General features: G+C 61.6%; 11 protein-coding genes. 5 read left to right on the top strand and 6 right to left on the bottom strand.

Features of this window, described 5'->3' with window-relative positions:
- Positions 1-140 precede the first annotated feature (140 nt).
- From BMOU_RS07895 to rsmD, 4 genes are all read left to right on the top strand, one after another.
- Positions 141-2,087 (top strand): tetratricopeptide repeat protein, encoded by a 1,947-nt coding sequence (locus tag BMOU_RS07895; RefSeq protein ID WP_034876495.1) that lies wholly within the window; start codon positions 141-143, stop codon positions 2,085-2,087.
- A 145-nt stretch (positions 2,088-2,232) separates the two neighbouring features.
- Positions 2,233-2,427 carry a 50S ribosomal protein L28 gene (gene rpmB / locus BMOU_RS07900; RefSeq protein ID WP_034876497.1) on the top strand — a complete coding sequence of 65 codons (195 nt, stop codon included), beginning with the start codon at positions 2,233-2,235 and terminating at the stop codon, positions 2,425-2,427.
- Between the two features lie 128 nt (positions 2,428-2,555).
- On the top strand, positions 2,556-5,174 hold the full coding sequence (locus tag BMOU_RS07905) for an ATP-dependent DNA helicase RecG (protein ID WP_459538840.1): 2,619 nt from the start codon (positions 2,556-2,558) through the stop codon (positions 5,172-5,174).
- Positions 5,135-5,722, top strand: coding sequence for a 16S rRNA (guanine(966)-N(2))-methyltransferase RsmD (rsmD, locus tag BMOU_RS07910; protein WP_034876499.1), 588 nt, complete (start codon positions 5,135-5,137; stop codon positions 5,720-5,722). The genes BMOU_RS07905 and rsmD overlap by 40 nt, the downstream gene beginning before the upstream one ends.
- A gap of 54 nt (positions 5,723-5,776) precedes the next feature.
- Here the strand turns inward: rsmD and trmD are convergent, their stop codons facing one another.
- From trmD to rpsP, 5 genes are all read right to left on the bottom strand, one after another.
- Positions 5,777-6,625 carry a tRNA (guanosine(37)-N1)-methyltransferase TrmD gene (gene trmD / locus BMOU_RS07915; RefSeq protein WP_034876501.1) on the bottom strand — a complete coding sequence of 283 codons (849 nt, stop codon included), beginning with the start codon at positions 6,623-6,625 and terminating at the stop codon, positions 5,777-5,779.
- A gap of 159 nt (positions 6,626-6,784) precedes the next feature.
- Complete coding sequence (locus BMOU_RS07920) at positions 6,785-8,230, bottom strand: aspartate ammonia-lyase (RefSeq protein ID WP_051428947.1); 1,446 nt, start codon at positions 8,228-8,230, stop codon at positions 6,785-6,787.
- A gap of 152 nt (positions 8,231-8,382) precedes the next feature.
- Positions 8,383-8,970, bottom strand: a complete 588-nt coding sequence (rimM, locus tag BMOU_RS07925; protein WP_034876503.1) for a ribosome maturation factor RimM — start codon at positions 8,968-8,970, stop codon at positions 8,383-8,385.
- A 21-nt stretch (positions 8,971-8,991) separates the two neighbouring features.
- Complete coding sequence (locus BMOU_RS07930) at positions 8,992-9,225, bottom strand: RNA-binding protein (protein ID WP_022244613.1); 234 nt, start codon at positions 9,223-9,225, stop codon at positions 8,992-8,994.
- A 2-nt stretch (positions 9,226-9,227) separates the two neighbouring features.
- Positions 9,228-9,668 (bottom strand): 30S ribosomal protein S16, encoded by a 441-nt coding sequence (gene rpsP / locus BMOU_RS07935; protein ID WP_034876505.1) that lies wholly within the window; start codon positions 9,666-9,668, stop codon positions 9,228-9,230.
- A gap of 441 nt (positions 9,669-10,109) precedes the next feature.
- Between rpsP and BMOU_RS07940 the strand changes: the two genes are divergently transcribed.
- Positions 10,110-11,153 (top strand): endonuclease/exonuclease/phosphatase family protein, encoded by a 1,044-nt coding sequence (locus BMOU_RS07940; RefSeq protein ID WP_034876507.1) that lies wholly within the window; start codon positions 10,110-10,112, stop codon positions 11,151-11,153.
- Positions 11,154-11,332: 179 nt separating this feature from the next.
- Here the strand turns inward: BMOU_RS07940 and ffh are convergent, their stop codons facing one another.
- Positions 11,333-12,979, bottom strand: coding sequence for a signal recognition particle protein (gene ffh / locus BMOU_RS07945; RefSeq protein WP_034876509.1), 1,647 nt, complete (start codon positions 12,977-12,979; stop codon positions 11,333-11,335).
- Positions 12,980-13,002: the final 23 nt, after the last annotated feature.

A 13,002-nucleotide genomic window follows, 5' to 3' on the forward strand; every position in this document is an offset into this window, starting at 1 on the left:
AGGGTCGTTTCATCGGATAGTATGTGTGCAGGACCCGTTTTCATGCCGATGCGTTCGGCGGGTGGCGGGTGGAATCGATGCGGATTGCGGTTATGCGGCGACGATCGCCTTGTGACCGCCGGATTGCAAGGAGCCTGAACATGGGCGCGGATGTTCCGAACGTTTTGGATGTGAATGAGGATATGCTGCAGTCGTTGGTGAACCAGCCGCTGCCGGACGCCGTCGACATGATCATTTGGCGGGGCTCCACGAATTCCGCGCAAGCCGGTCCCTTCGAACGGTTCGCGGCCGGCCTGCTCGTCGAGGCGGGCGCGGCGGGGATCCGTGACATCGCGGCGGAATCCGATCTCGAGGCCATTCGGCTGGGCACCACGAAACGGTTCTGGCTCCGCTTCGACGCCGGCGAGCTGAACCAGGAGCAACGCGACCTGCTGCAAGCGGTCGAATCGGCCCTCAACCGCATCGACTACGCCGATGACGAAGCCCATGCGGCGGTGCAGGGCGGTATGTCCGTGGACAGCATCGATGAGGGCTTCTACCTGCGCAAATCGCAGGAGTTTCTGCGCGATGTGTCGCGAAGGGCCGGCGTCATCGACGAGCTGCAGACTGGCGAAAACCAGTTCCGCACCATGCGCGGCACCGAAGGCGTGCGTGGCGGCGACTGGGACATCAGCACCCGCTTCGCCAACGTGTGCGAGAGACTTTCGCTGCCGTTCCGCATGGGCTACCGTTTCGACGAGGACTCCCGTACCGGCGTGATGGTGGTGCGCTTCAGCGTTCCGAGGCCCGCGATCATGCCGGTCGAACGCCAGTATGCGGACGGTTTCGCCTCCGCCTATGCCGTACGGTTGGCCGGTCTGCTGGCATGGGCCGCGTTCTCGTCGGGGGTACGCATCACACAGGTCGATCTGACCGGTTGCCTCGGCGACGTGGACGGCACGCCCGTGATCTCCATGGGATTCGACCGCGTACCGTTCATGATGGGCACGCTTCCCGCCATGAAGAACGGCCAATGCGACGCGGAACCGCTGGATGTCGATCCGCTGGCCCTGCTCAACCTGCTCAAGCCGGTGCGCTACCGCGGTCATTTCGATGCGAATCGAGGGCTTACGCCGATCGAACCGCTGACCATGCCGGCCGTGTTCCTGGAAAAGCGCGTGCCGGAATGGCAGGATCAGCGCGAGCTTCCGGAAGCGTTGCGCGGGTTCCTGCGCGCCGACCGCGCCTGTGAGCTGGACGTCATGCACGACGAGTCGCCGGTCTCCACCGACGACGTGAACGCGATCGTCGAGGAGAACGAGGACTCCCCGATGGTCGCGGAGCTGCAGCTTGAGGTCGTGCTGGCCCAGCTGGGCGAGACCGGCGAGGCGAAGGTCGGCGCGAACGGTGAAATCCCACTGTATTGCAGCCGTCCATCCGGCCGTCTTCTGGTGTCGCTGCTGGAAGGCGATGAGCATACGCGCTACTGGAAATTGCCGGACGCGGTGGTGGACGTGCACCAGAATCTCGGCACGCTCGCCAAAGACAACGGCAGCAAGGAACGTGCCGAAAGCGAGGGGCTCAAATGCGTCGAACTCGGCCCGACCTGCGTGAGGTTCCGCGAGGAGCTTTCGCAGGTGTACGCCAAGAACGACGAATACGGCAAGGCCGTGGATGTACTCATCGAAGCGCTCAAGCTGGCCGTGCCGCCTGTGGATTGCGAAGTGCTCTACTACCGGCTCGGATACGCACTATGGCAGATCGGACGCCTGCCGGAGGCGCTCGCCTGCTATGCGATGGTGGTCAATGGCGGTACTCCATTCCGTAGCGCCGCCCGCGACGAGGCGTATGAGCTGAGCCAGCAGATGGGATTGGCCTCCGCGGAAATGTCGTATGGCGATGCCTGCTCCACGTTGCGCGCCGGCGGCGTGCCGGTGGCACCAAGCGATAAGGCCTTGGACGTGTTGGTCCGCGCGGCCATCGAACTGACCGATGCGGGGTTCCCCTTGTTTGCCCAGGATGCCGTCTGGATGTTGGGGTCGCGTATCGGAGGCGATGTGATGGGTGCCGTTTCGGCCAGTCTGCGTATGGGCGTGATGGAATCGTAGGTCGCGTCGCCGGTCCGCATTGGCGAGGTTTGCGATTGGCCGGGGCTGGTTGTATAGTTGAGAAGTTGTGTGTTCTGCCACGTATTCAGTTGCGGGCGTCGAACGCGCAGACTTGCAAGTCAATAGTAATCATAGGGAGTCCATTATGGCAGCTCGTTGCGCAGTGTGCGGCAAGGGACCGCAGACCGGTTACACCGTTTCGCACTCACATATTCGCACCAAGCGCACCTTCCGCCCGAACCTGCAGCCGGTTCGCACCACCATCGACGGCGAGAACGTTCGCGTTCGCGTTTGCGTCAAGTGCTTGAAGGCTGGCAAGGTTCAGCGTGCAGAAGCGTGAATCGCGAAATAACAGCTTGAAACCCCGGTAGGCCCAACGGTCACCGGGGTTTTGCTTTGCCCGTCCGCCCTCGCGGCAGGATTACATGATTCGGGACGAATATGGGGTATGTGACACAATGAAGTGTTATGAGCACCACACTGGAAACCCCGATTGCTTCGATTGAGACGAACCGCCGTCGCGTCGGTGCGTTGAAGTCATTGGGCGTGGTGTCGGTAGGCGATGCGCTGACCTATTATCCGTTCCGTGTGACCGAACCGGTGCCGCTGCGAGCCCTGCATGAGGCAAAAATCGGGGAGAAGATGGCATTCGCGGCGTCCGTACGCGAAGTGCGGGTGTTCCCGATGGCCCGCCGTGGATTCCGCCTGATCGCCACCGTGGACGACGCGCAATTCGCCCGATCCCGCCGCGTTGCCGGCTCGCTCGCCTCGCTGGTGTTCTTCTCGTATCGCAAATCCTATGTCGACTGGGTACAGCGCCGGCTGCATCAGGGTGCGCTGCTGGTAATTGCCGGGGAGCCGAGCGTCTACAACGATCGCCTGCAGTTCACCCATCCCGACATGCTCACCGTCAATCCGGCGGATATGCAATTCGGTATGCAATCAGATATGCAGCCATCGGCGGAATCCGGGGAATGGGATGACGGCTTCGGCAGCGGCTCCACGCGCGATCCGTTGCCATCCAATCTCAGATTCGACGCGGAGACGGTGCGGGAGGCACTGACCCGCGTCTGCCGCCCGAGACCGGTATATCATGCAAATTCGCGCATCTCCAGCGAACATATTCACGAATCGATCCTGAAATACATGGACGCATTACGTGGCGACGAGTACATGGCCGCACAACAGCCCACCGCAGTGGATTCCAGCCAAACCGGGGAATTCGGCCTACCGAACGTCGACCGCGCCATGCAGGCGGAGGCGCTTGCTGCAGCCGTTCCCGACATCGTTCCGGAACATCTGCGCACGGCCGAGGGCCTGATGCATCGTGCGGAGGCGTTCATGGCGATGCACGATCCGGTGAACACCAAGGATTTCGCCGCCGCGTTGCACACGCTACGCTATGAGGAGGCGCTGGTCTGCCAGACCGCACTCGTCAAGTCGCGTGACGCTTCGCGTAAGGCGGCAGCTTCGGCCTGTTCCGAGACCGCGTTGCTGGACGATTTCGTCGCGTCCCTGCCATTCGAACTGACCGCCGGGCAAAGGCAGGTGATCGCCGATATCTCCGCCGACATGTCGCGCGATTACCCGATGCAACGGCTGTTGCAGGGCGAAGTGGGATCCGGAAAGACCGTGGTCGCCGTCGCCGCGATGATGCAGGCGGTCGGATCGGGTCGGCAGGCGGTGCTCGTCGCGCCGACGCAGGTGCTGGCCGAACAGCATTACGAAAGCATCTCCAGGATGGTCCGGGGCATGGGAGGCGCTGCGCGGACCTCGGAACGTGGGGAATCCGGCGAACGATCTACCCACAATCAGGTTGTGGACGGCGGTGCACAAGTCACCATGGAGACCCCCGACGAGCCGTTGGAAGGGGACATCCCGGTGCTGCTGCTCACCGGCGGCATGAAATTGGCTGTACGACGCCGCGTACTTGCCATGGCGGCAAGCGGCACGCCGTGCATCGTCGTGGCCACGCATGCCGCGTTCTCCAAGACCTTCCAGGCGCCGAACCTTGCGTTGGCGGTGATCGACGAACAGCACCGCTTCGGCGTGGAACAGCGCGAATCGTTGAATGCCAAGGCCGATAAGGCGCCGCACCTGCTGGTCATGACGGCCACGCCGATTCCACGCACCGCCGCCATGACCTGGTTCGGCGACCTCGACATCTCGTGGCTTACCGAGCTGCCGGGCGGCCGCAAGCCGATTCGTACCTTCGTGGTGCCCGAGGTGGACGCACATACCATGGCCAACATGTTCGCGCTGATTCGCAGCCGCATCGATGCGGGGGAGCGTGCCTATGTGGTCTGCCCCCGCATCGACGCCGATTCCGCCGAAAACGATGCCTCCTCCGAGGAGGATTCGGGGCGGCCGTTCGACGAACTGTACGACTTGGGTGAGGATGACGACCGGCGTGCGCAGCGGCCGCCGCTGCATTCCGTGGCCGAAATCACGGAGCGATTGTCGGGATTGCCGCAGTTCGCCGGCATTCGCTTTGCCACATTGACGGGCCGTGACGATGATGAGACCAAAACGCAGGTCATGGCCGATTTCGCGGCCGGAACCACGCCGATTCTCGTGGCAACTACCGTGATCGAAGTCGGCGTGGACGTGGCGCAGGCCAGTTGCATCGTGATTTTCGACGCGGATCGTTACGGATTGTCGCAATTGCATCAGCTGCGCGGGCGTGTCGGCCGAGGCGGCACCAATTCGTGGGCGTTCCTGATTTCGCGCGCCGAGGCGGGCAGCGATGCCGCACAACGACTTGAAAGTGATCCGCGGATCGCTGGATGGTGCCGAAATCGCCCAGGCCGACCTGGAATTCCGTGGTGCCGGCGATGTGCTGGGAGATGCCCAATCCGGTGGACGGTCGAGTCTGAAACTGTTGCGTGTGGTCAAGGATGTGCGGATCATCGAGCATGCCCGTGCCGCTGCGGAGGCGTTGGTGGCCGCCGATCCCGACCTGCTGGCGGAGGTGCAGCTCGCCGGCGCCGTGCTCGACTTCACTCGCGGCAACGAAACCTTCCTCACCAGCAATTAGGCTTGTGCCCATGCGCGTTATTTCAGGACGATTCAAGGGCATGCCGCTGACCACGCCGAAAGCCGGCACCAGGCCGACCACCGACCGCACCAAGGAAGCGATCTTCTCGCATCTGGATTCGCGGGGCGTGCTGGATGATGCACGTGTACTCGACCTGTTCGCCGGAACGGGGGCGCTTGGCGTCGAGGCGCTGAGTCGTGGTGCGCGCGAACTCGTGGCGGTGGAGTCCTCCGCACCGGCGGCCGCGCTGATCGCGCGTACGTTGACCGCGTTGAAGCACAGCCGTTCGTGGGAGTCGGACATGAGCGCACGCGTAATCAGGGCGCGTGCCGAAAAATATGCGGCGAGTGCCGTTGCGGCACCGTTCGACGTGATCTTCATCGATCCGCCGTATGCCTTCGAAACCGAAGCCTGCAACCAGCTGTTGTCTGATCTGGCGGGAGGCGATATGACTTCGGCGCGAGCCGTAATCGTGCTCGAACGGTCCACCAGGTCCGATGAACCTACGGCCCCGGCCGGCTGGGAGATCACCGACCGGCGTGACTATGGCGAGACCGCCGTGTACTACATCGAGCCCGTCAGCGTCGGCATCCTCTGATGTCCCTCAATCTACCGACACTGACGGGTGCTTGGGCATCGACAGATTGGGGGACTAGCGCTTACGTGGGTGCGGACCGGAAACCTCCCAGCCCAGGGACATGAGGGTTTTGCGATCAGCCTTGTCGAGCTGGGTGCAGTCAAGCCCCTCGATCAGGTCCGGGCGCAGTCCGCTGGTTTTCGACAGCGCCTCGTCGCGGCGGAAACGGTCCACTTTGCCGTGGTCGCCGGAAAGCAGCACATCCGGCACCCTAAGTCCGCGCCATTCAGCCGGTTTCGTATACTGGCGATGCTCCAACAGCGCATTGCCGCCGGTATAGGATTCCTCCACGATCGATGCAGGATTGCCCATGAATCCCGGCATCAGGCGCGTGATGGCCTCCAGCATGACGGAAACCGCCACTTCACCGCCATTGAGCACATAATCGCCAATCGAATATTCGCGTACATCAACGCCCTGCGCACGGTAATACTGCGGAATGCGCGCATCATAGCCTTCGTACCGACCGCAGCCGAACAGCAAATGATCGGCGTGGCTCAGCTCGGTCGCATCCTGCTGCGTGAACAGGGGGGCGGACGGATTCGGGAAGATCAGCACCGGACGGGACGGATCCACGGCGGCATCATCCGCAACGGCATCATCCACGGCGGCATCGGCTGCAATGATGGCCGGCGCAAGTCCCAGCAAATCGTCAAGGCACTCGCTCCACACCTCCGGCTTCATGACCATGCCGGCACCGCCGCCGACCGGGGTGTCGTCCACGGAATGATGCACGTCGTGCGTCCAATCGCGCAGATTGTGCGCCTGCACGGTGACCAGGCCCTTCGCCTGCGCCTTGCCGAGGAGACTGAGGTTCAGCACTTCGAAATACTCCGGGAACACGGACACGATATCGATCTTCATAATGTCCCAGAATAATGGGATGCCTGCCAAGAGGGCCGTCAGGTGGGGAAGGTCCCGATTCCTGAACGCCTCTTTTCGGAGAACGACGGAACCGGCGTCGGAAGTCCGAAGCCCGCTTCCCGCAATGGCCGCGAGCCGCGCCGGACGGAATCCAGCACTTCAGTACGCGCGGATCAGATTGCGTGGATTGAGAATGGAATCGAGCAATTCGGGGCTCAGCACCTTCTTCTTCCGCGCGATCTCATATACGGTGGTGCGCTTGTCGAGCGCCTCCTGCGCAATGGCCATGGCCTGTTCGTAACCGATATAGCCGATGAGCGGAGTGGCCAGTGACGAGGAACGCATGACCTCTTCCATGCCGACCTTTTCATTCACCGTAATACCGTCCACGCAGCGTTCGCGAAGCGTATCCATGGCGTTGGCGAGTGTGTGCATGCCGGTCAGCAGCGCGTGCAGCATCACCGGCTCGAACGCGTTGAGCTGCAGTTGACCGGCTTCGGCGGCGCAGGAAACGGTGGCATCCATACCCACGACCATGTACACGCATTGGTTCACGCATTCCGGAATGACGGGGTTGACCTTGCCCGGCATGATCGACGAACCCGCCTGTCGGACCGGCAGCTGGATTTCCGCAAGGCCCGCACGCGGTCCGCTCGCCAGCAGCCGCAGGTCATTGGCGATTTTGCCTAGATGCAGTGCGGTACGTTTGATGACGCCGGATAGAGTGACGAAATCGCCGACGTCGCTGGTGGCGCCCACCGGATCGGCGGCCGCGCGGATCGGCAGACCGGACAGTTCCGCGAGATGCCGGGTCGCGCGTTCGCGGAATCGTATGTCGGCGCAGATGCCGGTGCCGATCGCGGTGCCGCCAAGATTGACTACGGCAAGCGGTGTTTGCTGTGATTCGAGCAGTCGTGCGTCAGAGTCAAGTTGCGAGGCGAAGCCGCCGAACTCTTGGCCGAAGGTCATCGGAACGGCGTCCTGCAGTTGTGTACGGCCGATTTTAACGATGGGCATGGTGCGTTCCGACAATGCACGGAAGGATGCCGCAAGTTGTCGGGTGCTGTCGGCTAGCATGCCGGAGACGTCGATTAGGGCGAGACGGCAGGCTGCGGGATAGGTGTCGTTGGTGGATTGTGATCTGTTGACGGTGTCGTTGGGGTGGATGATGCCGTATTCGCCGCGCGCATGGTGCCCGAGTTCCAGCGCACGATTGGCGATCACCTCGTTCATGTTCATGTTGGTGGAGGTGCCGGCGCCGCCCTGCAGCACGTCGACGGGGAATTGGTCGTTGAGCTCGCCGGAGGCCACGTCTTCGCAGGCCCTGTCGATGAGTGCGGCCTGATATGCGCTGATATTGTTGAGTTCGCCATTGGCTCGGGCGCAGGCGCGCTTGACCTGCGCATAGGCGCGGATGAGCTCCGGATGGTCGCCTACGGTGATGTCGGAAACGGGGAAGTTGTCGATGGCACGCAACGTGTGGATGCCCCAGTAGGCGTCGGCGGGAATCTCGGCAGTGCCGATGCAGTCATGTTCGGTGCGGGTCTGATGCGCCTTCGGGGTCGTTGGGATGGGCCGCTGCGGGGTCTGCAGTGTCAGTGCCATGGTGTTCCTCCTGGTTGCCGGATGTTTTCCGGTCCATGGCTCACCATAATCGTAAGAAATATATCGCACAAGATGAAAATATCCCCGATATTCCGTAGGGTGAGTTTATGCACTTGGATGAATATCGGGGATATGCCGTTCCATGGTCCCGTTTACAGTCCTGGAATGAGTCCGCCTGGCGGATTCAACGTGAGGTAACCCTCCTCCAGATCGATGTCCGGTACGAGTTCGTCGACGAACGGCACCAACGCACTGTTCTCGACGACCACGCCGTCGGCATCCCTGACTGGATCGGCAAGACGGATCTTCAGCAGCCATTGGGCCACTTCGATCACATCCACAACCTTGCCGATTACCGTACCGGGCTCAAGACCCAGCGCATTGCCTTCGGCAAGACGCGCCTCCAGGCCGATCAGGTCTTTCGGGTACCACTCGTCGGCTTCCAGCATCTCCTCCGGATCGTCGGCCTCGCCATAGAGCACGGTGCCGTTGGCGGCCTCCGACGCATCACGGTCGTCGATGCCTTCGAACTTGATGATCCAACGGTTCTTGAAGGTGCGTGAGTTTTCCACCACGTACTCTTCCTCACCGTCTTTCGTATACAGCACAGCACCGGGAGCGAACCGGTATTCCGGTTCGTCCGTAAAGATCTGCACGGTGACTTCGCCCTTGAGTCCCTGCGCACGTCCGATACGACAGACCCTCAGCAGCTCAAGCTGTTGAGGGTCGTCAGCATGCATCTCACGCACCACGCCGGGATCTCACCTGCGCACGTCCATGATGTCGACACGCACCTTGTGGTCGGACAGTGCCTGTACCACGGCGCGAATCGCATTGGCAGTGCGACCGCTGCGTCCGATGACGCGACCGATGTCTTCCGGATTCACGCGCACGCGAATGAGTTCGCCGCGCGCATTCTCATGGGACTTGACGGATACGTCGTCGGGAAAATCGACGATGTTCTTGATCAGATGTTCCACAGCCTGGGCGAGCATGGTCACTCGGCTTCCGCAGCCGGCTCTTCAGCCGGGGCTTCCTCGGTGGCGGCTTCGGCGGCGGCCTTGGCAGCGGCTTCGGACTTTGCAGCCTTCAGCTTCTGGGCCTGGGCTTCAACGGCCTCAACGCGAGCAGCGGCATCCGGACCGGCCTCAACGGTCTTCAGGGTGCCTTCAGCACCGTCGAGACCCTTGAACTTCTGCCAGTCACCGGTGATCTTCAGCAGGTTCAGCACCTGTTCGGTCGGCTGAGCGCCAACGCCGAGCCAGTACTGGGCACGCTCGGAATTGATGACGATGGTCGAAGGCTGGGTGTTCGGATTGTAGGTACCGATCTCTTCGATGGCGCGGCCATCACGCTTGGTACGGGAATCCATGATTACCACGCGGTAGAACGCGTAGAACTTCTTACCCATGCGCTTCAGACGAATCTTGGTTGCCAAAATGGCTCTCCTTGTAACTAGGGGTGTGTGTTTCGTGTTCTGTGTGGGGCACGGAATCCGAAACCCACGTGTTCCTCACGTCACGCGATAGTTAGAGGGCCTCGCGCGCGCGAATAACTGGGCAATTATAACCGTGGGGTCTGGACTCGTATGCGTTGCGCGTCGATGATTCGGACTTGTCCTTCCCGAACCACCGACGCTGACGGGCCGTCACTGTCGGTAGTCTGGGCAATTTCTCGATCCATCGACGGTGAGGCGCCGTCAGTGTCGGTGGATTGAGGGAAGTGGCTCGATGGTTGCCTGATTCACCGAAATCGGACAACCGTGAGATGTTTGAGAGGGTCTGATCGTCCGAACTTCCAGAATCAGCCAAATTGGATACACTGGGGAATCCATATGTTCGATTTTGCAACGAACGGTTTGCGTAAGGGAGTTGCCTCGATGATTACCGCACTTTGGATTATGTTGCTGGTCTGCATTGTGTGGATTGCGCTCGGCGAGATGCCCGCCGGCTGGGATGGCCATCTGCCGCTGCCATACCTGATCGCGCTGATTCCGTTCATGTGGATTCCGACACTGGCCATCTCGATCGCCGGATTCTCGCTGCGTGAGGTTGGTCTTGGATTTACTGCGTTGGCTGTATGCCTTGCGTCGCTGCTGCGCAAGGAACAATATTGGGTCAATAATCTGCAGACGCACAACACCGCACAGATGATTGCCGACAAACTCGCAGAGAAACGTGAAACATCCCGTGAAAACAGTACTGCGGAGGTTGAAACGACGGTAAGGGCCGCTCATAATGGTCAGTTCCGTGTGATGACGCTGAATTGTCGGTTCGGCCGTGCGAATGCCGCTGCGATTGTGGAGGCCGTCAAACAGCATGACATCGCCGTGCTTGCATTGCAGGAACTTACGGAGGATCTGATCGACAGGCTGGATGCGGCCGGTCTTGCCGATCTGCTGCCGTATCGTCAACTGGGCGAGGTGAAGGAGTCCGACAATGGCGGGTTCAATGGTGTTTGGATTCGTGTGGAACCGAGTGATGCCTCGTCGGTCACGGTGGTGATTCCGGCCGCCGATGTGCCGGGGTTGTGTTTCCCGATCGATTCGATGCGCAGCATCACCTTTGCGTCGGCGCATCCGAAATCACCGATGCGCGGTTGCCGTGATTGGTCCGCCGGCATTATCGGGCTGGGCGCGTTCGTCACCACGCAGAACCAGGGCGACATCACCGTGGTGATGGGTGACATGAATTCTGGTACCGATCATCCGAGCTTCAGGAAGCTTATGCGGCTGGGATTCAAGGACGCCGCATTGGTCGAGGCAAAGGGCCGTCGCGCAACATTCCCGTCGTGGCTGCCGTGGCCGCGCATCATCCTCGATCACATACTGTTCACGTCGGGGCTGGACGCATCCGATGTACGTTCCTTCACAATCGAAGGCAGCGATCATCTTGCGTTGACCGCCACTCTGACCCTGCAGTGACTTTTCCCAATCCACCGACGGTGACGGGCCCTCAGCGTCGGCAGCTTGGGGAGGGGCAGCGAAGAGGGCGTCGGATTGGTTCCGACGCCCTCCGTTCATAAGTGTGGCCTGTCCCGTGAGTGGCCAGCCCGTAGACGGAACGGCCACACTTACGGGACAGGCCACGTAGGCGGAACGGTTCAGTGCAGCAGACCGGACAGGCCGCCACCGAAGTTTGGCGGCAACTGCGCGCCGGAATCGCCCATTACGTCCTGCAAGCCGGCTGGAAGCGCAGGATTCTGCGGCTTCTTGGCGAATGACGAACCGCCGCTCGACTTACCGTCGGAGCTCTTGCCGGCGAGCTTGTCGCGCAATGCCTTCTCTTCGGCCTCACGCTTCATCGGGTTGCCGGACTTGGAACCCTTCTTCTTGCCCTTCTTGCCCTTGCCTTTGCCGCCGCCCATGGATGGTCCGCCGAAACCGGGCATGCCGGCACCGGCCTTGTTGCTCATGCGGCGCATCATCTTCGCAGCCTGTTCGAAACGCTGCAGCAGCGCATTGACCTGCGAAACGGTCACGCCGGAACCGTAGGCGATACGGGCGCGACGGGAGCCGTCGATAATCGAAGGGTCCCGACGTTCGGCCGGGGTCATCGAGCGGATGATGGCTTCGGTACGGTCGATCTCCTTCTCATCGAACTGTTCAAGTTCCTTACGGTGCGCGGCCATGCCGGGAATCATGCCGAGCAGATTCTTCATCGGGCCGAGCTTGCGCACCTGCTGCAGCTGGTCGAGAAAATCGTCAAGGCCGAAGGAGCCGTCGGAGATCTTCACGGCGGCCTTGCGGGCCTCCTCTTCGTCGAACTGCTTCTGCGCCTGCTCGATCAGGGTGAGGATATCGCCCATGTCGAGAATGCGGGAGGCCATGCGATCCGGATGGAAGACCTCGAAATCCTTCAATCCCTCGCCCGTCGAGGCGAACAGGATCGGCTTGCCGGTAACGGAGGCCACGGAAAGTGCGGCACCGCCACGAGCGTCGCCGTCAAGCTTGGAAAGCACCACGCCGGTGAAGTCCACGCCCTCATCGAACGCCTTCGCCGTCTGCACGGCATCCTGACCGATCATCGCGTCGATCACGAACAGGATCTCATTCGGCTGCACGGCATCGCGGATGTCACGGGCCTGCCTCATCAGCTCCTCGTCGACACCAAGACGACCGGCGGTATCGATGATGACCGTGTCATACAACTTCTGCCTAGCGAACGCCACGGAATCGCGGGCCACCTTCACCGGGTCCCCGGTGGTCAGCCCCGGAGAGGCGACGGCCTCGCCGCCGGCGGACTGCACGCCCTTCTCCGGGGCGTATACCGGCACACCGGCGCGCTCGCCGACCACCTGCAGCTGCGTCACCGCATTCGGACGCTGCAGATCGGCCGCGACGAGCAACGGCGTGTGGCCGGAATCCTTCAGCCAATAGCCCAGCTTGCCGGCCAAAGTGGTCTTACCGGCGCCTTGAAGACCGGCGAGCATGATGATCGTCGGCGGATTCTTCGCGAAGTTCAGCGGGCGGTCCACGCCTGCGCCGAGCACGCCCGTAAGCTCCTCATTGACGATCTTCACAACCTGTTGCGCCGGGTTCAGCGCCTGAGAAACCTCGGTGCCGAGCGCGCGCTCGCGAATACGGCCGGTGAAGGAACGCACCACATCGAGCGCCACATCGGCGTCGAGCAGCGCGCGGCGGATTTCGCGGATCGTACCGTCGATATCGGCCTCGGAAAGTTTGCCCTTGCTCTTCAGATGCTTGAAGGCATTCGAGAGCCTGTCTGTCAAAGAACTAAATGCTGCCATAGTGCTCCCAGTCTAGCCGTTTG

It is taken from the genome of Bifidobacterium moukalabense DSM 27321 (genome assembly GCF_000522505.1).
GTDB classification, from domain to species: domain Bacteria; phylum Actinomycetota; class Actinomycetes; order Actinomycetales; family Bifidobacteriaceae; genus Bifidobacterium; species Bifidobacterium moukalabense.

Bases quoted from the DNA above. Each gene is read 5' to 3' on its own strand.
- BMOU_RS07895 (WP_034876495.1), top strand. From the start codon at position 141: ATGGGCGCGGATGTTCCGAACGTTTTGGATGTGAATGAGGATATGCTG.
- rimM (WP_034876503.1), bottom strand. From the start codon at position 8,970: ATGCATGCTGACGACCCTCAACAGCTTGAGCTGCTGAGGGTCTGTCGT.
- BMOU_RS07930 (WP_022244613.1), bottom strand. From the start codon at position 9,225: ATGCTCGCCCAGGCTGTGGAACATCTGATCAAGAACATCGTCGATTTT.
- trmD (WP_034876501.1), bottom strand. From the start codon at position 6,625: ATGAAGATCGATATCGTGTCCGTGTTCCCGGAGTATTTCGAAGTGCTG.
- ffh (WP_034876509.1), bottom strand. From the start codon at position 12,979: ATGGCAGCATTTAGTTCTTTGACAGACAGGCTCTCGAATGCCTTCAAG.
- rsmD (WP_034876499.1), top strand. From the start codon at position 5,135: ATGCGCGTTATTTCAGGACGATTCAAGGGCATGCCGCTGACCACGCCG.
- rpmB (WP_034876497.1), top strand. From the start codon at position 2,233: ATGGCAGCTCGTTGCGCAGTGTGCGGCAAGGGACCGCAGACCGGTTAC.
- BMOU_RS07940 (WP_034876507.1), top strand. From the start codon at position 10,110: ATGATTACCGCACTTTGGATTATGTTGCTGGTCTGCATTGTGTGGATT.
- BMOU_RS07905 (WP_459538840.1), top strand. From the start codon at position 2,556: ATGAGCACCACACTGGAAACCCCGATTGCTTCGATTGAGACGAACCGC.
- BMOU_RS07920 (WP_051428947.1), bottom strand. From the start codon at position 8,230: ATGGCACTGACACTGCAGACCCCGCAGCGGCCCATCCCAACGACCCCG.